General features: G+C 59.9%; 20 protein-coding genes and 1 tRNA gene. 14 read left to right on the forward strand and 7 right to left on the reverse strand.

The annotated features are described in order from the left end of the window. The first annotated feature begins 17 nt into the window (after positions 1 to 17). Positions 18 to 959 (forward strand): YgfZ/GcvT domain-containing protein, encoded by a 942-nt coding sequence (locus M5B44_RS01640; protein ID WP_248738040.1) that lies wholly within the window; start codon positions 18 to 20, stop codon positions 957 to 959. A 35-nt stretch (positions 960 to 994) separates the two neighbouring features. After that, complete coding sequence (locus M5B44_RS01645) at positions 995 to 1,816, forward strand: HDOD domain-containing protein (RefSeq protein WP_114881789.1); 822 nt, start codon at positions 995 to 997, stop codon at positions 1,814 to 1,816. Between the two features lie 3 nt (positions 1,817 to 1,819). Here M5B44_RS01645 and M5B44_RS01650 read toward each other — a convergent pair whose 3' ends face one another. Together M5B44_RS01650 and M5B44_RS01655 are read right to left on the reverse strand one after the other, a co-directional pair. Beyond that, a complete protein-coding gene (locus tag M5B44_RS01650) occupies positions 1,820 to 3,205 on the reverse strand; it encodes a sensor histidine kinase (RefSeq protein WP_114881788.1) in 1,386 nt (461 codons plus the stop codon). Continuing rightward, positions 3,198 to 3,869 (reverse strand): response regulator, encoded by a 672-nt coding sequence (locus M5B44_RS01655; protein ID WP_085710230.1) that lies wholly within the window; start codon positions 3,867 to 3,869, stop codon positions 3,198 to 3,200. Before M5B44_RS01655 ends, M5B44_RS01650 begins: the two co-directional genes overlap by 8 nt. 238 nt (positions 3,870 to 4,107) lie before the next feature. Here M5B44_RS01655 and M5B44_RS01660 point away from each other — a divergent pair, with 238 nt between their 5' ends. From M5B44_RS01660 to M5B44_RS01680, 5 genes are read left to right on the forward strand one after another with little or no spacing between them, the layout of a single operon-like run. Then, positions 4,108 to 5,400, forward strand: coding sequence for an OprD family porin (locus M5B44_RS01660; protein ID WP_085710229.1), 1,293 nt, complete (start codon positions 4,108 to 4,110; stop codon positions 5,398 to 5,400). 39 nt (positions 5,401 to 5,439) lie between these two features. After that, positions 5,440 to 6,417 carry a Bug family tripartite tricarboxylate transporter substrate binding protein gene (locus M5B44_RS01665; RefSeq protein ID WP_119428757.1) on the forward strand — a complete coding sequence of 326 codons (978 nt, stop codon included), beginning with the start codon at positions 5,440 to 5,442 and terminating at the stop codon, positions 6,415 to 6,417. A gap of 58 nt (positions 6,418 to 6,475) precedes the next feature. Further along, complete coding sequence (locus tag M5B44_RS01670) at positions 6,476 to 6,934, forward strand: tripartite tricarboxylate transporter TctB family protein (protein ID WP_248738041.1); 459 nt, start codon at positions 6,476 to 6,478, stop codon at positions 6,932 to 6,934. Position 6,935: 1 nt separating this feature from the next. Beyond that, complete coding sequence (locus tag M5B44_RS01675; RefSeq protein WP_085710226.1) at positions 6,936 to 8,450, forward strand: tripartite tricarboxylate transporter permease; 1,515 nt, start codon at positions 6,936 to 6,938, stop codon at positions 8,448 to 8,450. Further along, positions 8,443 to 9,480, forward strand: coding sequence for an AbrB family transcriptional regulator (locus M5B44_RS01680; RefSeq protein WP_248738042.1), 1,038 nt, complete (start codon positions 8,443 to 8,445; stop codon positions 9,478 to 9,480). The genes M5B44_RS01675 and M5B44_RS01680 overlap by 8 nt, the downstream gene beginning before the upstream one ends. A gap of 61 nt (positions 9,481 to 9,541) precedes the next feature. Here M5B44_RS01680 and ung read toward each other — a convergent pair whose 3' ends face one another. Further along, entirely contained in the window at positions 9,542 to 10,237 is a 696-nt protein-coding gene (ung, locus tag M5B44_RS01685; protein WP_248738043.1) for a uracil-DNA glycosylase, read from the reverse strand. A 132-nt stretch (positions 10,238 to 10,369) separates the two neighbouring features. Between ung and M5B44_RS01690 the strand changes: the two genes are divergently transcribed. Further along, positions 10,370 to 11,482: an enoyl-CoA hydratase/isomerase family protein gene (locus M5B44_RS01690; RefSeq protein ID WP_248738044.1), complete on the forward strand. Its 1,113-nt coding sequence runs from the start codon at positions 10,370 to 10,372 to the stop codon at positions 11,480 to 11,482. A 51-nt stretch (positions 11,483 to 11,533) separates the two neighbouring features. Here M5B44_RS01690 and M5B44_RS01695 read toward each other — a convergent pair whose 3' ends face one another. Both M5B44_RS01695 and M5B44_RS01700 read right to left on the reverse strand, forming a co-directional pair. Beyond that, on the reverse strand, positions 11,534 to 11,923 hold the full coding sequence (locus M5B44_RS01695; protein WP_085710220.1) for a hypothetical protein: 390 nt from the start codon (positions 11,921 to 11,923) through the stop codon (positions 11,534 to 11,536). A gap of 178 nt (positions 11,924 to 12,101) precedes the next feature. Then, on the reverse strand, positions 12,102 to 12,362 hold the full coding sequence (locus M5B44_RS01700) for a hypothetical protein (protein WP_248738045.1): 261 nt from the start codon (positions 12,360 to 12,362) through the stop codon (positions 12,102 to 12,104). A gap of 207 nt (positions 12,363 to 12,569) precedes the next feature. On the opposite strand from M5B44_RS01700, the gene M5B44_RS01705 reads away from it, so the two are divergent. From M5B44_RS01705 to M5B44_RS01730, 6 genes are all read left to right on the forward strand, one after another. Further along, the gene (locus M5B44_RS01705) at positions 12,570 to 14,057 is read left to right on the forward strand and encodes a sensor domain-containing diguanylate cyclase (protein ID WP_248738046.1); all 1,488 of its coding nucleotides are present in this window, start codon (positions 12,570 to 12,572) and stop codon (positions 14,055 to 14,057) included. Positions 14,058 to 14,062: 5 nt separating this feature from the next. Next, positions 14,063 to 14,281, forward strand: coding sequence for a cysteine-rich CWC family protein (locus M5B44_RS01710; protein WP_248738047.1), 219 nt, complete (start codon positions 14,063 to 14,065; stop codon positions 14,279 to 14,281). 33 nt (positions 14,282 to 14,314) lie between these two features. Then, complete coding sequence (locus tag M5B44_RS01715) at positions 14,315 to 15,007, forward strand: pseudouridine synthase (RefSeq protein ID WP_248738048.1); 693 nt, start codon at positions 14,315 to 14,317, stop codon at positions 15,005 to 15,007. Between the two features lie 312 nt (positions 15,008 to 15,319). Beyond that, positions 15,320 to 16,207, forward strand: coding sequence for an alpha/beta fold hydrolase (locus M5B44_RS01720; RefSeq protein ID WP_085710215.1), 888 nt, complete (start codon positions 15,320 to 15,322; stop codon positions 16,205 to 16,207). A 169-nt stretch (positions 16,208 to 16,376) separates the two neighbouring features. Then, positions 16,377 to 16,450 (forward strand) — tRNA-Gly (locus M5B44_RS01725). A gap of 270 nt (positions 16,451 to 16,720) precedes the next feature. Then, a complete protein-coding gene (locus M5B44_RS01730; protein WP_039772722.1) occupies positions 16,721 to 17,131 on the forward strand; it encodes a PaaI family thioesterase in 411 nt (136 codons plus the stop codon). Positions 17,132 to 17,385: 254 nt separating this feature from the next. Here the strand turns inward: M5B44_RS01730 and M5B44_RS01735 are convergent, their stop codons facing one another. Together M5B44_RS01735 and M5B44_RS01740 are read right to left on the reverse strand one after the other, a co-directional pair. Further along, entirely contained in the window at positions 17,386 to 18,549 is a 1,164-nt protein-coding gene (locus M5B44_RS01735; protein ID WP_248738049.1) for an ATP-binding protein, read from the reverse strand. 243 nt (positions 18,550 to 18,792) lie between these two features. Continuing rightward, positions 18,793 to 19,161: a DUF6124 family protein gene (locus M5B44_RS01740; protein ID WP_248738050.1), complete on the reverse strand. Its 369-nt coding sequence runs from the start codon at positions 19,159 to 19,161 to the stop codon at positions 18,793 to 18,795. Positions 19,162 to 19,169: the final 8 nt, after the last annotated feature.

Genomic DNA, 19,169 nt, shown 5'->3' on the forward strand with positions numbered 1-19,169 from the left:
TTACCCTGCGATGACCCATGGCCGATTCTGCTTTTTTCTGCACCCTGTCTCATGAAGGCGTTCTCGCGGTTCGCGGCGCGGATGCCGGCAAATTCCTGCAAGGCCAGTTGACCTGCAATATCAATTACCTGAGTGACGACCGGGCCAGCCTCGGCGCCCGCTGCACGCAGAAAGGCCGGATGCAGTCGAGTTTCCGCATCGTGCTTGAAGGCGACGGCGTGCTGCTGGCCATGGCCGGCGAACTGCTGGAGCCACAACTGGCGGATCTGAAAAAATACGCAGTGTTTTCCAAATCGAAACTGACCGACGAAAGTGCCTCATGGGTGCGCTTCGGTCTGGAGCATGGGGACGCAGCCCTGAGCAACCTGGGTCTGGAACTGCCGGCGGACACCGACAGCGTGGTTCGCCACGAAGGGCTGATCGCGATTCGCGTCTCCCCCGACCGTGCCGAACTCTGGACGCCGGCCGATCAGGCCGACGCCATCAAAGGCAAGCTGTCTGCGCAATTGACCGAAGCCGAACTCAATCAATGGCTGCTGGGCCAGATCCGTGCCGGTATCGGCCAGGTCATGCCGAGCACCCGCGAACTGTTCATCCCGCAGATGCTCAATCTGCAAGCGGTCGGCGGCGTGAGCTTCAAGAAAGGCTGCTACACCGGCCAGGAAATCGTTGCGCGCATGCAGTACCTGGGCAAGCTCAAGCGTCGCCTGTACCGCGTGCAACTGGACGCCAGTGAATTGCCGGAGCCGGGCACCCCGCTGTTCGCCCCGAGCCACGGCAGTTCCATCGGCGAAGTGGTGCTGGCCGCCCGCGCCGAGAAAAATATTGAACTGCTGGCGGTGTTGCAGGCCGAAGCTGCCGACGCAGGCGATTTGCATCTGGGCACGGCCGAAGGTCCGGCGCTGCACTTGCTCGACCTGCCTTACGAACTGGATCGCGACCGCGAAATCCAGCGTTGATCGCAGCATTTGTTGCAACACCCTAGAGAAATGACATGAGTGATCTGGCGGATAAGGTCCAACAGGATTTGGTTGAGGCCATCGATAACGATGACCTGGTTCTGCCAACGTTACCGGAAGTGGCCCTGCAGATTCGCAAGGCCGCCGAAGACCCGGATATCAGCGTCAGCGACCTGAGCAAAGTGATCGGCCGTGACACGGCGCTGTCGGCGCGCCTGATCAAAGTGGTCAACAGCCCGCTGCTGCGCGCCACCCAGGAAGTCACCGACCTGCACACCGCGATCACCCGGCTGGGCGTCAACTACAGCAGTAACCTGGCGATCGGTCTGGTGATGGAACAGATCTTCCACGCCCGCTCCGAGGTGGTGGAACAGAAAATGCGCGAAGTCTGGCGCAAGAGTCTGGAAATCGCCGGGGTCAGCTACGCCCTGTGCCGCCGCTACACCCAGCTCAAGCCCGATCAGGCGGCACTGGGTGGACTGGTGCATCAGATCGGCGTGCTGCCGATCCTGACCTATGCCGAAGACCATTACGAACTGCTGTCCGACCCCGTCAGCCTCAATCATGTGATCGACCACATTCATCCGCTGATCGGCGACAAGTTGCTGCGGGTCTGGGAATTCCCGGAGCGCCTCGTGGAGTTGCCGGGGCTGTATCAGGACCTGAAACGCGAATCGCCCCAGGTCGATTACGTGGATCTGGTGCAAGTGGCCAGCCTGTATTGCCACAAGGACAGCGATCATCCCCTCGCCCGGATCGACCCGCTCAGCGTTCCGGCCTTTCGCAAGCTCGGGATCGACATCGACAACAAGGTGTTGTGCGCGGATCTGGAAGAATCGCGGTCGATGTTTTACTGAGTCTCAACCCGCAATAAAACTCACCCGCACCTTCAACCCCGCCTGCTCGCCATCATGCAGTGTGATCTGCGCCAGATGCGCGCGGCAGATTTCCCCGACAATTGCCAGACCCAGCCCGGAACCGGCGACCTGCTGATTGCGCCGGTAGAAGCGCTCGAACACCCGGTCACGCTCATCCTGGGGAATGCCCGGGCCGTCGTCTTCAACCTCCAGCACCGCCGGTGACTTCACTCGCAGAATCACGTTGCCCCCCGACGGCGTGTGGGCCAGCGCGTTGTCTACCAGATTGCTCAGCAGTTCGTTGAGCAACGTCGGCTCGCCGCGCAGCCAGACCGGTTCGTCCGCTTCCAGTGCCAACGCCACGCCGCGCGCATGAGCCAGCGGCGCCATGGCCATGCCCAGTTCCCGGGCCAATTGACTCAGATCCAGCAACTGCGCACCGCCCTCGGCAATCGCCCGGGCGCCGTTTTCCACCCGTGCCAGCGACAGCAACTGGTTGGCCAGATGGGTCAGGCGATCGGTGCTTTGCGCCGATGATTCCAGCGTGTCGCGCCAGGTCTGCGGCTCACTTGAGCGCAAGCCCAACTCAAGACGCGCCTTGAGCGCCGCCAGCGGCGTACGCAGTTCGTGGGCCGCATCGGCGATGAATTGCGCCTGCCGTTCGAACTGCCCGCGCAGACGTTCGGTGAAGTGATTGAGCGCCCGCACCAGCGGCCACAATTCGTGCTGCACTTCCACCAGCGGCAAGGGCCGCAGATCGTCGGGCTGACGCTCCTCGACCGCCGTGCGCAGACGCTCGATCGGCCGCAATGCCGCGCTGACGGCGAACCACACCAGCAGCAATGCGCCGATTGCCAACATGCCCAGCCGCAACAAAGTGTCGGCCGCCAGACTGCGGGCCATGCTGACGCGTGCTTCGTCGGTTTCGGCGACGCGAATTTCCGCCATGCCGTTCATGTTCGGTTCGGTCACCGCTTTCAACAGACTGACGACGCGCACGTTCTGCCCCTGATACGTGGCGTTGTAAAAGCGCGCGAGTGCCGGATAGCTGTCGGTTCTCGGCGTTCCCGGCGGCGGGCCCGGCAGGTTTTCGTAGCCGGAAATCAGCTTCTGGTGAATGTCGTTGACCTGGTAATAGATGCGGCCGGCGCTGTCGTAGGCGAAGGTATCGAGGGCCACGTAAGGCACGTCGGCACTGAGGCTGCCGTCCCGCTGCGAAAGGCCGGCAGCGATGGTTCGCGCCGACGCCAGCAAGGTGCGGTCATAAGCGGTGTCGGCGGCTTCGCGACCGTTCCAGTAAGCGCTCAGGCCGCTGGCCAGCATCAACACTACCAGCAGCAGCGCGAGGTTCCACAGTAACCGCCAGCGCAGACTGCTGGGCCTATGCATCGCGGCTTTCCAGCAGATAACCCAGGCCACGGAAGGTCACAATGGCCACTGCATGACCGTCGAGTTTCTTGCGCAGGCGATGCACGTAGATTTCGATGGCGTCGGGGCTGGCCTCCTCGTCGAGGCCGAATACTTGCGACGCCAGTTGCTCCTTGCTCATCACCCGGCCCGGTCGGGCAATCAGAGCTTCAAGCACCGCTTGCTCACGGGACGTCAGTGTCAGGAGTTCTTCGCCGAGGGTGAAGCGCCGGGTCTCCAGGTCATAGGCCAATACGCCACAGCGCTGGATGCGTTCGCCGCCGAGCACGCTGCGACGCAACAGGGCTTTGACCCGAGCCTCCAGCTCCGTCAATTCAAAAGGCTTGGCCAGATAATCGTCGGCGCCGAGGTTGAGCCCGTGGACCCGATCCTTGACGTCACTGCGAGCGGTCAACATCAGTACCGGCAGGTTCTTGCCCCGGGCTCGCAGACGCGCCAGCACTTCGAATCCGTCCATGCGCGGCAGGCCGACATCGAGGATCGCCATCGCGTATTCCTCGCTGCCCAGCGCCAGGTCGGCGGCCACGCCGTCGTGCAGCACGTCCACGGTCAGACCGGTGCTCTTGAGCGCTTGGGCGACGCTTTCGGCCAGTTGCAGATGGTCTTCGACGAGCAGAACACGCATGGATCTCTACCTCATTCAGGAATGGCCGGCGCCATTCTTTGCCGCGGAGTTTACAGCCGCAACCGCCGCTGTGAAGCCCGAAAACGCGTTAAAACCCGCTGAAAGGTTAGCGAAAGGTTTGGCCGATAGAGTCGGGTTACGGAATGTTTCGGCTTCCGTCGCTGCTGCCACACAGCGATACGAAAAACGCCTCGAAGCGTTTTCGACCAATAAGAACAATAAACGGAGTACACCCCGCATGCCGTCCTTGCAGACCAAGGCTCCTACGCCTGTCCGTCCTTCCCGTTTCAGCCACACCGCCCTTGCCAGTGCCGCCGCCCTCGCCGGTTTTGCACCGATGAGCTACGCCGACTTCATCGAAGACAGCTCCGCCACCTTCGAAACCCGCAACATGTATTTCAACCGCGACTTCCGCGACGGCACCAGTGCCCAGCAGTCCAAGCGCGACGAGTGGGCCCAGGGTTTCATGCTCAATCTGCAATCGGGTTATACCGACGGCACCGTGGGGTTCGGTGTCGATGCGCTGGGGATGTTGGGGGTCAAGCTTGATTCGAGCCCGGACCGCACCGGCACCGGCCTGCTGCCGACCCACGATGACGGGCGCGCGGCAAACGAATACTCCAAGGTCGGCCTGACAGGCAAAGTGAAGATCTCCGCCACCGAACTGAAAATCGGTAGCCTGATTCCGGAACTGCCGATCCTCAAGCCGAACGACGGGCGCATCCTGCCGCAGACTTTCGAAGGCGGCTTGCTGACCTCCAAAGAGATCAAGAACCTGACCTTCACCGGCGGGCGCCTGGACAAGGCCAAGGACCGCGACAGCACCGATTTCGAGGACATCGCCCTCAACAACAAGAACGGCCGTTTCGCCGGCACCGTCGCCGGCAAGCACTTCGACTTTGCCGGCGTGGACTACAAGTTCACCGACAAGATCACCGGCAGCTACCACTTCGCCCAACTCGACGACGTCTACAACCAGCACTTCTTCGGACTGGTCGCGTCGCGGCCGATGGGCCCGGGCACTTTCGCCACCGACCTGCGCTTCGCCGTCAGTGACGATCAGGGCGCAGCCCGTGGCGGCAAGATCGACAACCGCTCGCTCAACGGTCTGGTCAGTTACGCCCTGAGCGGTCACAAGTTCACTGCCGGTTATCAGCACATGTCCGGCGACAGCGCGTTCCCGTATGTCGATGGCAGCGACCCGTACCTGGTCAACTTCGTGCAGATCAACGACTTCGCCGGCGCCGAAGAACGCTCCTGGCAGGCACGCTACGACTTCGACTTCGCCAGACTCGGCATCCCCGGCCTGAGCTTCATGAGCCGCTACTTGAGCGGTGACAACATCAAGCTCAAGAACGGTGACGAAGGCAAAGAGTGGGAGCGCAACACCGAGATCAAATATGTAGTACAAAGCGGCGCCCTGAAGGACGTTGCCGTGCGTTTGCGTAATGCCACTTACCGTTCCAACTACTCCGCTCGCGATGCCGATGAAGTGCGTCTGCTGGTGAGCTATAGCGTTGCCCTTTGGTAATTCAGTACGTCCATAACAACAACTCCCAAGGAGACATAGATGAACTTATCACTGCGTAAAGTCGCTCTGGCCGCTGGCGTCATGCTGTTCGCCGGTCAACTGATGGCTGAACCGAAACGTCCGGAATGCATCGCTCCGGCCTCCCCCGGCGGCGGTTTCGACCTGACCTGCAAACTGGCGCAAAGCGCGCTGGTCAACGAAAAACTGCTGACCAAACCGATGCGCGTGACCTACATGCCTGGCGGCGTCGGCGCTGTTGCATACAACGCCGTTGTAGCCCAGCGTCCGGCGGACGCCGGTACGCTGGTGGCGTGGTCCAGCGGTTCGCTGCTGAACCTGGCGCAAGGCAAGTTCGGACGTTTCGATGAAACCAATGTGCGCTGGCTGGCGGCGGTCGGCACCAGCTATGGTGCCATCGCAGTGAAAAGCGATTCGCCCTACAAAACTCTTGATGATCTCGTTCAGGCACTGAAGAAAGATCCGAGCGCCGTGGTCATCGGCTCCGGCGGCACCGTCGGCAGCCAGGACTGGATGCAGACCGCACTGATCGCCAAGGCCGCCGGGATCAACCCGCGCGACCTGCGTTACGTTGCCCTCGAAGGTGGCGGCGAGATCGCCACCGCCCTGCTCGGCGGCCACATTCAGGTCGGCAGCACCGACATCTCCGACTCCATGCCGCACATCCAGAGCGGTGACATGCGTCTGCTGGCCGTGTTCGCTGAAAACCGTCTGGACGAGCCGGAAATGAAAGGCATCCCGACCGCTCGCGAGCAAGGCTACGACATCGTCTGGCCGGTGGTTCGCGGTTTCTACCTCGGGCCGAAAGTCAGCGATGAAGACTACGCCTGGTGGAAAGGTGCCTTCGACAAACTGCTGGCCTCCGACGAGTTCGCCAAGCTGCGCGATCAGCGTGAACTGTTCCCGTTCGCCATGACCGGCCCGGAGCTGGACACCTACGTGAAGAAGCAAGTCGCGGATTACAAAGTGCTGGCCAAAGAGTTCGGCCTGATCCAGTGATCGTCTCTGTCTAACGGCCATGGCCTCGCGCATCGAGGCCGTGGCCCAGGAGTTCCTCATGCTGATTCAACGCATTTTTGCCTCGGTGTTGCTGCTGGCCTGTGCCGGCCTGGCACTGATGGCGTGGCCCTATCAGGCTGCGTTTTCCTACGAGCCGGTCGGCCCGCGGGCATTTCCCCTGCTGATGCTCGGCCTGATGAGCCTGGCGCTGCTGTACATGGTGTTACGCCCGGCACCGATCAAACACAGTGAAGACGAGCCGCCGCTGGACCGCGAAACCCTGACCAAGATCAGCATCTGCGTGCTGTTGCTGCTGGTGTTCGCCGGTCTGTTCGAGCCGCTGGGTTTCATCCTCAGCAGTTGCCTGATCGGCATCCCGATGGCGCGCCTGTACGGCGGCCGCTGGTTGCCCAGCGTCGTGGTGACCACGCTGATGGCCATCGGTCTGTACCTGCTGTTCGACCGTCTGATGGACGTACCGCTGCCCCTCGGCCTGCTCGACGTTCTGGAGAACTGATATGGATACGCTCGGATATTTGGGACAGGGCTTCGGCGTCGCGCTGAGCCCGTACAACCTGGTCACGGCGCTGACCGGTACGCTGATCGGCACCGTGGTTGGCCTGTTGCCGGGCCTGGGCCCGATCAATGGTGTGGCACTGCTGATTCCGATCGCCTTCGCCCTTGGCCTGCCGCCGGAGTCGGCGCTGATCCTGCTCGCGGCGGTGTACCTGGGCTGCGAATACGGCGGCCGGATCAGTTCGATCCTGCTGAACATTCCCGGCGAAGCCTCCACCGTGATGACCACTCTCGACGGCTACCCGATGGCCCGCCAGGGTCTGGCCGGGGTTGCGTTGTCGCTGTCGGCATGGAGCTCGTTCATCGGTGCGTTCATCGCCACCTGCGGTATGGTGCTGTTCGCCCCACTGCTGGCGAAATGGGCGATTGCCTTCGGGCCCGCGGAATATTTCGTACTGATGGTGTTCGCGATTGTCTGCCTCGGCGGCATGGCCGGTGACCGACCGCTGAAGACGTTCATTGCGGCGCTGATCGGCTTGTTCCTGTCCAGCGTCGGCATCGACGCCAACAGCGGCGTGTACCGTTTTACCGGCGACAACATTCACCTGACCGACGGCATTCAGTTCGTGGTGCTGGTGCTGGGCCTGTTCTCGATCAGCGAAATCCTTCTGTTGCTGGAGAAAACCCATCGCGGCCAGGAAGCGGTGAAAGCCACCGGGCGGATGATGTTCAACTTCAAGGAAGCGGCGTCGGTGTTCGTGGTGAACATCCGTTGTGGCCTGCTCGGTTTCATCATGGGCGTATTGCCGGGTGCCGGCGCGACCCTGGCCAGTGCCGTGGCCTACATGACCGAGAAACGCATCGCCGGTGCCGACGGCAAATTCGGTGAAGGTGACAAACGCGGCCTCGCCGCCCCGGAAACCGCCATCGGCGCATCCGCCTGCGGCGCGCTGGTGCCGATGCTGACCCTCGGCGTACCGGGCTCGGGTACCACGGCGGTTATGATCGGCGCGCTGTCGCTGTACAACATCACCCCGGGCCCGCTGCTGTTCCAGCAACAACCGGACATCGTCTGGGGCCTGATCGCCTCGCTGTTCATCGCCAACATCATGCTGGTGATCCTGAACATCCCGATGATCCGTATCTTCACCCGCATCCTCGCCGTGCCGAACTGGGCACTGGTGCCGGTGATCGCGATCATTACCGGGATCGGCGTGTACGCCGTGCATGCCACCACGTTCGACCTGTTCCTGATGGTCGGCATCGGCATCTTCGGTTACATCCTGCGCAAACTGGACTTCCCGCTGTCGCCGGTCCTGCTGGGGTTCATCCTCGGTGGTCTGATGGAGCAGAACCTGCGACGTGCACTGTCGATCTCCAACGGTGCGCTGGAAATCCTCTGGTCGAGCCCGATCACTTTCGGCGTCTGGGTGCTGACCGCGATCATGTTGCTGATGCCGCTGCTGCGGATCTGGCGCAAACGTTCGGTCGCCCGACGCGCCATCGCCGATGTTTGATCGATCCTCCCTCAAAACCTGGTGGGGAACCCCGCTGGTCGGTCTGCTTGGCGGTTTCATCGCCAGCCAGATCGGCTGGCCGCTGCCGTGGATGGTCGGCTCGTTGCTGGCGATCATCCTGGTGCGCTGCCTGACCCCGTGGCAACTCACCGAAATCCCTGGCGGCCGCAAGTGCGGCCAGTGGATCGTCGGGATCGGCATCGGCCTGCACTTCACCCCTCTGGTGATGGAGCAGGTGCTGAGCCACTTCGGCCTGATCTTCTTCGGAGCGCTGGTCACCAGCCTGTCGGCCGTAGTCGGCGTGTGGTTGATGCGCCGTACCGGGGAGGATCGCGCCACCGCATTTTTCTCCAGCATGCCCGGCGGCTCCGGCGAGATGGTCAACCTCGGCGCACGCAACGGCGCGATGCTCAGCCATGTCGCGGCCGGGCAGAGTCTGCGGGTGCTGGTGGTGGTGTTGTGTGTGCCGGCGGCATTCAAATATCTGCTGGGCGATGGCGCCCCGATGTCTCACGCCGGCAGCGTCGACTGGCGCTGGCTGGCGATTCTTTTTCCGGCGGGCGGCTTGCTCGCGTGGCTCTGGCAACGTCTGCGTCAGCCCAATCCGTGGCTGTTCGGGCCGTTGCTGGTCAGCGCGGCGGTAAGCATCGGCTGGGATCTGCATATCGGTCTGCCCAACGGCGGCAGCCAGATTGGTCAGTGGCTGATCGGCAGCGGACTGGGCTGTCACTTCAACCGGCAGTTCTTCCGCCGCGCGCCGTCATTCATGGGGCGTACGTTGATCGGCACGGCGCTGACCATGCTGATCGCGACACTCGCCGCGCTGGGACTGAGCGCAATGACCCATCTGGACCTGCGATCGCTGACCCTGGGCATGATGCCCGGCGGGATCGCAGAGATGAGCCTGACGGCGGAAACCCTGCAACTGTCGGTGCCGCTGGTGACGGCGATGCAGGTGATGCGGCTGTTGTTCGTGTTGTTTCTGGCGGAACCGTTGTTCAAATACTGGAACCGTAATCCCGAAGCCTGATCCGGTTACTGATCGTTCCCACGCGGAGCGTGGGAACGAGATTAGCTGCCAGCCCTGAGTTTCAGACCACCGACGGCAGGCGCCACTCGATCGGCGCTTCGCCGTTCTGCTCCAGGAACTTGTTGGTGCGGCTGAAGTGCCCGCAGCCGAGGAAGCCGCGATAGGCCGACAGCGGCGACGGATGCACCGAGGTCAGTACCAGATGCTTGGTGGCGTCGATCAGCTTCTGCTTGCTCTGAGCATGGGAGCCCCAGAGCATGAACACCAGATGCGGCTGCCGCTGGCTGACCACTTCGATGATCCGGTCAGTGAAAAACTGCCAGCCCTTGTCCTTGTGCGCGTTGGCATTGGCGCGTTCGACGGTCATGGTGGTGTTGAGCATCAGCACGCCCTGATCGGCCCAGCTCTGCAGATAGCCATGGTTGGGAATATCGATGTTCAGGTCGCGCTTCAACTCTTTGTAGATGTTGACCAGCGACGGCGGCGCCGGCACGCCAGGTTGCACCGAGAAGCACAAGCCGTGGGCCTGGCCCGGGCCGTGGTACGGGTCCTGGCCGAGAATGACCACTTTTATCTTGTCCAGCGGCGTCGAGTTCAGTGCATTGAAAATCAGCGGTCCCGGCGGATAGATTTCCTTGCCGGCCGCCCGCTCCTGCTGCAGAAAATTGCGCAACTCTGCCATGTAAGGCTGGTCGAATTCGGCACGCAGTGCCTCCTTCCAGCTCGGTTCGAGTTTGATACGGTCGTCAGCAGTCATGGTCATACCCGGCAAAAACAATGGGGCGAACCCTAGGAAAGCCGACCACGCTTGTCAATTGATCTGACGTAGATCCGGCACTTTCCCACACAGCGATCATACTGATCGTTCAAATTCCCGATCGAGGTCACGATGAATCTGCACTTCGAAGAACTGACCGGCACCGACGGCGCGCGTATCGGCGTGGCCACTCTGGATGCCGAAAAGTCGCTCAATGCGCTGTCCCTGCCGATGATTCACGCCCTGAGCGACAAACTGAACGCCTGGGCCAAGGATCCGCAAATCGTCTGCGTGTTGCTGCGCGGCAACGGCGCCAAGGCCTTCTGTGCCGGTGGAGAGGTGCGCAGCCTGGTGGAAGCCTGCCGCGCCCATCCCGGCGAGGTGCCGCCGCTGGCCGCGCAGTTTTTCAGCGCGGAATACCGTCTCGACTACAGCCTGCACACCTACCCGAAACCGTTGATCTGCTGGGGTCATGGTTATGTGCTCGGCGGCGGCATGGGTCTCTTGCAAGGTGCGCACATCCGGATCGTCACGCCGAGCAGTCGACTGGCGATGCCGGAAATCAGCATCGGCCTGTACCCGGATGTCGGTGCCAGTTGGTTCCTGTCGCGCCTGCCGGGCAAGCTCGGTTTGTTCCTGGGCCTGACCGGCGCGCACATGAACGGTCGTGACGCGCTGGACCTGGATCTGGCCGACCGCTTCCTGCTCGACGAACAGCAACAGGAACTGATCGATGGCCTGTTGCAATTGAACTGGCAGGAACAGACCGCCATGCAGCTCAACAGCCTGCTGAAGGCGTTGCAGCAGGAAGCCGTGGCGCAAATGCCTGAGGCGCAATGGCTGCCGCGTCGTCAGGCAATCGATGATCTGCTGGATGTCAGCGACGTGACCTGTGCCTGGAAAGCCATCAGCCTGCAACGGGACAGCAACGACCTGTTGATTGCCCGGGCGGCGAAAACCATGAGCGAAGGTTCACCACTGACCGCGCATCTGGTCTGGGAACAGATCGTCCGCGCCCGCCACTTGTCACTGGCCGAAGTCTTTCAGATGGAATACACCCTGAGCCTCAATTGCTGCCGGCATCCGGAGTTCAGCGAAGGTGTTCGGGCGCGATTGATCGACAAGGATCACAAACCGCACTGGCATTGGCCGGACATCACCCGGGTGCCGGACGCGGTGGTCGAGGCGCACTTTCACAAGGTCTGGGAGGGAAGGCATCCGTTGGCGGATCTCTCCAGTTACTGAAATCCGGGCATAAAAAAAGCGGCGCTCAATGCGCCGCTTTTTTGCGAAGGGTTACCAGCGGTTACCGCGCCAGTGATCGCCACGGTCATGGTTACCACGACCGCGGTGGTCGTCCCAGCCACCACGACGATGGCCATCCCAGCGTCCGCGATCATCGCCGTGCCAGCGGCGGCTCTCGTAGTAGCGCGGTGCCGGTTGGTAGTACCGGGGCGCCGAGTAATAACGTGGGGCCGGTTGGTAGTAGCGTGGTGCTGGCTGGTAATAACGCGGGGCCGAGTAATAGGTGCTGCCACCGCTGTAATAAGTGCCGCCACCTGTGTAGTAAGCCGGCGCGGGGGATGTGTAGACCTCTGACCTGTAATAGCTGTCTCCGTAGGAATAAGGGACGCAACCGGCAACGGAAAAAAGCAACGCGGCAAGCAGAAGAATTCGGCGATACATGGCGGCCTCCTGGACCGCGGGTAGCCACACCAGCGACGCTGGCAGGCGTCAGTCTTTCATTCGGCGACTGACGAAATATCTGACAGCGTTTTCTGAATCTGGTGCGTTTCAGTAACAACTTGAAACAAGTGATTCATGAAATCTTGTTCATCCGCAAACGCCGCCATTCAGCCGCTGATTAGTGATGACCACCATGGTATCCACCGCCGTGATAACCCCTTCCGTAGCCGCGATAGCCATAGCCGCCGTAGTAATAGCGGCCGCCACCGTAGTAGCGCGGGCCGTAATATCCACCGTAGTAATAGGGCGAGTAGTAGCCGGGATAGTAGTAAGGCGGGGAGTAAACATCGTAGCCGCCACCATAGTAGTAACAACCGGACAGCCCAAGCCCGAGCACTGCTCCCAGCAGCACCCGACGCAGCAATTTTGCAGTACTCATGACGGCCTCCTGGAAGACCTGTGACAGCAGTCGGCACAGACCGGCTGACAACAGATTTGACTGGCTAACCGCTACCGAGTGCCAACTTCCAGCGCCAGTCGGATCAGCGGCGCAACAGGCTGCTCATTTCAGGCAAATATGCCGCAACCTTTTCCCCGTCACTGCCACTAGAATGCTGCCATCGGGCCACCGTCAACGGAATTGCCAATGCCGCTCAGATCTGCGTTTTACTCCCAACGTTCGCTGGTATTGACGCTGGTCGCCCTCCTCGGCGCAGGCTTCCTCGCCACCTCGCTGCTCAGCTACTACGCCTCGCGGGCCTCGATCCGCGACAACATCGTCAACACCGAACTGCCGCTGACCTCCGACACGGTGTACTCGGAAATCCAGAAGGATCTCGTCAGACCGATCCTGATTTCCTCGATGATGTCTCGCGACACCTTCATGCGCGACTGGGTGGTGAACGGCGAGAAAGACAGTGACCAGATGACCCGCTACCTCGACGAGGTCATGACCCATTACGGTGCCTACACGGCGTTCTTCGTCTCCAACAGCAGTCACACCTACTACCACGCCAAGGGTGTGCTCAAGCAGGTGAAGATCGACGAGCCGCGCGATGCCTGGTACTTCCGTGTGCGCGACATGAAAGATCCCTACGAGATCAACGTCGACCCGGATCTGGCCAACAAAGACAACATGACCTTCTTCATCAACTACAAGGTCTACGACTACAGCGATCGCTTCATCGGCGCCGCTGGCGTGGGACTGACCGTGGACGCGGTGATTAAGCTGATCGACAAGTATCAGCAGCGTTATCAACGCAGCGTTTATTTCGTCGACACTTTCGGCCGACTGGTACTGACCGGCGCCGAAGGCGGGCCGGAAGGTGCGAGGGTCGGGAAAAGCCTGACGGATCTCGACAGCATGAAAGGTCTGGTCAGCCAGTTACCCAAGCCCCACAGCGGCAGCTACGAATATTCCGCCCACGGCCAGGGACATTTCCTCAACGTACGGTTTATTCCGGAACTGAACTGGTACCTGTTCGTCGACAAACGCGAAGACGGTGCACTGAGCGAGATTCGCCAGTCGCTGTACCTCAACCTGCTGATCTGCCTGCTGGTGACGTTGATCGTGCTGGCGCTGGTCAATCGTTTGATCAAACGCTATCAGGACAAGATCCACGCCCAGGCCACCCTCGACAGCCTCACCGAACTGCCCAACCGCCGGGGCTTCGATCTGCTTGCCGGGCAGGCCTTGCAGGAAGCCCATCGCGAGCCTAAACCGCTGACGGCGCTGTTGCTGGATCTGGACCACTTCAAAGTGTTGAACGACACCTACGGGCACATGGCCGGCGATCAGGTTTTGATCGGTTTTGCCCGGGACCTGCAAAGCTGCCTGCGCCATTCCGACATCGTCTGTCGTTGGGGCGGTGAGGAATTTATCGTTCTGCTGAAGGACACCGACGGCGAGACCGGTCAGAAGATTGCCGAGAAGATCCGCCAGCATGTCGAACAGCATGAATATGCCTACAACGGTCACACCCTGAATCTGACGGTCAGCATCGGCGCTACCACCCTGCAACGGGATGACACCTTGCACAGCCTGCTGTCCCGGGCCGATCATGCGATGTACCGGGCGAAACAGACCGGCCGCAATCGCATCTGCGTGGAAATGCATCAATCGACCTATGCCTGAGCCCCATGAAGAAACCTGACCTCTGCCCGGCCTGCGGTGCCCGCAACGACTGCACCCTGGCCGACCCGCGCACCGCCGCCCGCGCCTGCTGGTGCTACGGCGTGTCCATCGACCCGGCAGTGCTCGAAGCCCTGCCGCCGGAACTGCGCGACAAGTCCTGTCTGTGCCCGCGTTGCGCCCGGGTCGAGGCGCAACTGCAAGCGGCAAAGCCATCGATCCCGTAAGATGCGCGCCCCGCTCCCTGCCGATTCCTGATCATGCGTGTCGACCGTTTCCTCAGTAACCTGCCCCACTACAACCGTAAGCAGGTTCGCCTGTTGCTGGTGGAAAAACGCGTGCGTATTGACGGAAAAGTCGTCAGCGATCCCCACAGCGAAGTCCTGGAATTCAGCCGCGTCGAAGTCGACGACGAAGTGCTGCAAACGGGGAAACCGGCGCGCTACTTCATGCTGCACAAACCCCAGGGCTGCGTCAGCGCGACGCGCGATCCCGAGCATCCGACCGTACTCGACCTGATCCATGAGCCGGACAAGGACGACCTGCACATCGCCGGACGTCTGGACTTCAACACCACCGGGCTGATGCTGATCACCAACGATGGCAGCTGGTCGCGACGCCTGACCCAGCCGCAGACCAAACTGCCAAAGGTCTATTACATCGAGACCGAGCAGGACATCGGCCCGGAATATGCGATCAAGTTCGCCGAGGGGATGTACTTCGCCTTCGAGGACCTGACCACGCAACCGGCGCAGCTGGAAGTGCTTGGGCCGCGAACGGCACGGCTGAGCATCGTCGAGGGTCGCTACCATCAGGTGAAGCGCATGTTCGGTCACTTCAACAACAAAGTGCTGCGCCTGCACCGCGAATCCATGGGCCTGCTGCACCTGGATAACGCGCTAAAACCGGGCGAATACCGCGCCCTGCGCACCGAAGAGATCCATTTGTTCTAAGCCGCCGACCGCTCAGCAGAAGTTGTCGAACAATTTACCAACGGCACTTGCGCGATCCGGATCCCCCTGCTTGAATCAGGACGTCGGCCAAATTGTGACCGATGAGTCACACATAACTTCTAAGAAACCTTTTGCCGGTAGAGAGCCCTCAGGGCTCCGCCTCAGCCGGCAGATTGCCCGCCAATAACAATACCCGTCGACCTGCCGTTCCGGATCGACATGGGCTCCAAAATTCCAGGCGTATGCCTACCTGTCACAAAGCTCGTGCAATCTCTATTTGCGCGCATACCCGCTTGCCAGGAGTCTTATGACATGAGGCCAGAAATCGCTGTGCTGGATATACAGGGTCAGTATCGGGTTTACACGGAGTTCTATCGCGCAGACGCCGCGGAAAAGACCATTATTCTGGTCAACGGCTCGATGGCCACGACTGCGTCGTTTGCACAGACCGTGAAAAATCTGCACCCGCAATTCAACGTGGTTTGCTACGACCAGCCCTACGCGGGCAGGTCGAAAATCCACAATCGTCACGAGAAACATCTGACGAAAGAAGTCGAAGGTCTGATCCTGCTGGAACTGATCGACCACTTCGCCGCCGAACATGTGCTGTCGTTTTCCTGGGGTGGCGCCGCGACCATGGTCGCTCTCGCGCACCAGCCCCGGCGCATCGAAAAAGCCGTGATCAGCTCGTTCTCTCCGGTGGTCAACGCGCACATGCTCGACTACCTGGAGCGCGGCGTCGAATGCCTCGGCAAACGCGACGGCGACCGGGTCGGCCATCTGGTCAACAACACCATCGGCAAGCACCTGCCGTCACTGTTCAAGCGCTTCAACTATCGCCACGTCAGCAGCCTCGCCGAGCACGAATACGGGCAGATGCACTTTCACATCAGCAACGTGCTGAACAGTGATCGCCAGTGCTATCTGAACGCGGCGAAAAAGATCAACGTGCCGGTGCTGTTCATGAACGGCGAATGGGACGAATACACCGCCGCCGAAGATGCCCGGCTGTTCGGCAACCACGTGGCGCAAAGCACCTTCACCACCCTGCAGGCCACCGGGCACTTCCTCGACATGGAACACAAGTCCGCTTGCCGGGACAGCCAGAACGCCCTGCTCGGCTTCCTGAAACCTGCACAGCAGCCTATCAGCCGAACGCGTCACCCGTTTACTCAGGATCACCATGCATTGGCCGTTTGAAACAGCGTCGTCGCGAGCAAGCCTGCGGGTCTGAGATAAAGCAGTCCTCCAGCCCGCAGCGCTTGCCCGCGATTGACCGATCCGGCTCTGATTCAGGCTTTTCCACTCGCCACACGCAAAGAAAACTTCAAATCCGTGGCCGAGTCTGGTACAAAGTCAGCCGCTCTGAGCGGGTGTCGTATAATGGCATTACTCCAGCTTCCCAAGCTGATAACGAGGGTTCGATTCCCTTCACCCGCTCCAATCGAATTCATGTCCTGCGTCGAGGTTTGACGGGGGATGCGCAAACAGAAAAAACCGGCCTTGATGGCCGGTTTTTTTGTGTCTGGGGTTTGAGTTTTCATCGGTAAATCCAAAGATCGTTACCGTCGGCGCCATCGTGATCAGCTTATCGCTGCAAATTCCGCATACGTATGATCCTTCTCCGACGGCGAAGTCAGGTTTAAACCCTCATAAGCAACGCTCCGTATTCAGGCCAAAGAAGCTGGTAACCAACCGGCACAGGGATTGACCATGAACGACACTGCTATTCCCGAGGGCTTCACTCCGCTGACCCGCAGCAGCCCGCTGCTCGACTTGCTTGGCCCGATCTATACCAGAGGCAGCGGCTTGCAACTTGAAATAGGTCTGCGCACAGACTCACGACATGCCAATGGACGGGGCACGTTGCATGGCGGGGTCCTGGCGACATTGGCGGACGTCGGCATGGGTTACGCCATGGCATTCTCCAGCGACCCTCCCCTGCCATTGATCACGGCGAGCATGACCCTGGACTATCTCAGCGCGGTGCAGATCAATGAGTGGCTCGAGGTACGCGTTGAGCACTCCAAGAAAGGACGGCAACTTGCGTTTGCCACTGTCGGGTTGCATGTCGGTGATCGAATGGTTGCCCGTGCCAGCGCAGTGTTCGCTGTGCCGCAGTAGTACCCCACCCGAATCCAACCGGTCTTGATGACCGGTTTTTTGTTTCTGGGATTTGGAGTCAGCCGAATGAATCAGAACACACTCAACAACGGTGCACGCGTAACCTCAACTGCAGCTAACTCCATTTAATTGTGAGTTATCACGACTAAACCGAGATAAGACCCAAACTGTTGGAGTTAGAAGCAGCCAGCGGTTTCCACTTTCACGCGGGATCAGTCGCGCGTTCTGGCCTCAGTCTCGCGTCTGAGACCGGTTCATCCTTGTCGACGCATATATTCCGCAAAAAGTGGGACGGTGAAATTCAAGTAGCCGTGATCTGTGCTGTAGATCATTCCTTTAGAGATTATGTTGGCCCGAGTCGGACCAAGCGATGACTGTGTACGCCCCATCGCTTTCGCAATATCGGCCATTGCATAGGGCCCATCACCGAGCTCCGACATCGTCTTCACGAACTGCACTTCCGACTTTGTCAGTCGATCGATACGCACCCTGAAAAAGCCCGCATCAAGAGAAGCCAACGTCTCCGCGTATGAATGGTCCACATCTTCGACTGTTATTTCAGGCCCTTCAGCGTTGTTCCAAGCAGTGGATGCCCACTCCTGGAGGAAGAAAGGATATCCTCTCGTCCGATCAACAATATTGCCAAGTGCTGCGAGTTCGATCGAAGCCTCCTCATCCGAGATAGGCTTCTGAACTGCTTGAATTGCAGATACTTGATCAAGCGCATCAACCGCAGGGTATAGAAAAAGCCGTTCTGCATAGGATTTTGCTTCACCTGCCAAACGAGCAACTTGAGGAAGGCCAGCGCCGACAAGAAGTACGGGCAGCCCTTCTTGCGACATGTGGTGAATCGACACTATAAGCGCGGATAAATCTGCTTCGGAAAGGTACTGAACTTCATCAATCAGAAGAATCCAGCCTTTACCTGCAGCTTGTGCAGCTTGACCTATCACGGCAAAAAGGTCTGGAAGATCGTATTGAAGATCCCCGCTGTCAGCGAATCCTGGCTCAGGCTCGACTCCAATCTCCACGCCTGCGATATCGATCTTGAAAATAGAGGCGAAACCGCGCAAACCATTCAGTCCACGAGCCGCAATTTGCTTGGCAGCTTCCACAGCAGAAAGTGAGCGCATGACTTTCCGCATTTCAGGAAAGAGAAGGCGTGCAAGGCTTTCACGCTCCGGAGCCTCTACCTTTGAAACGAGAAGCCCCTCTTCCCTCGCAATTTTTCCAATCTCGTTCAGCAGTACCGTCTTACCTGTACCCCTCAATCCAAGAAGCATGAGGGATCGGGTGCTTCGTCCGTTGATGGCTCGCCCACATGAAATCCTGGCTGCCTCAAGAATTGTGTCGCGTCCTGCCAACTCAGGCGGCCTGCTTCCTGCACCTGGAGCGAATGGGTTACGGTATGGATCCATGAAAGCCTCACAAATGCTTGTCTCTACACGAATATATCGATGTATAGCAGATATCCCTATACACCCTTAGAATTCACTATATTTTGCTATTTATTGGGCTGAACTCTGCCACTTACACAAGCATTGCGTCTGAAACACTGACTCGAAGCTTCGACAACACTCAACGCTTTGCAGCCAGGTTGAAATGAAACTAAAAACCGGTCGCTATGACCGGCTTTTTATGTCTGCCAGAACAGCTGCAATTCAGCCCTTCACCTCAATATGATCCAGCGCCTGATTCACCGCCAATTCCCCCAGCATCACGACCTGCGCAATCCCCAGCGCTGTCCTGCGATGGGACGGCTCGAGCACGGCGGCAAAGTTGCTGAGCATTTCGCTGGCCGAGCCCAGGGATTCGCAGGCGTTGGCGAGCAGGGATTCGGTGTTGTAGGCCGAGTTGGCGAGGAACATCGGTTCAGGCTGGTTGGTCGTGCCCATGACATGGGCGCCGGGGCAGAGGTAGTGATCAAGGGCGCGGTTGGCGGCGTCGTTGAGTTTTCTGGAGTCGATTGAGGTGTAGGGGGACGTTGGGTCGGTTTCGACTTCAGGTGGGTTCGGAGTTGGTTTGAACATGATTTCAT

The sequence above is a fragment of the Pseudomonas sp. MWU12-2029 genome, from assembly GCF_023242425.1.
GTDB classification, from domain to species: Bacteria; Pseudomonadota; Gammaproteobacteria; order Pseudomonadales; family Pseudomonadaceae; genus Aquipseudomonas; species Aquipseudomonas kribbensis.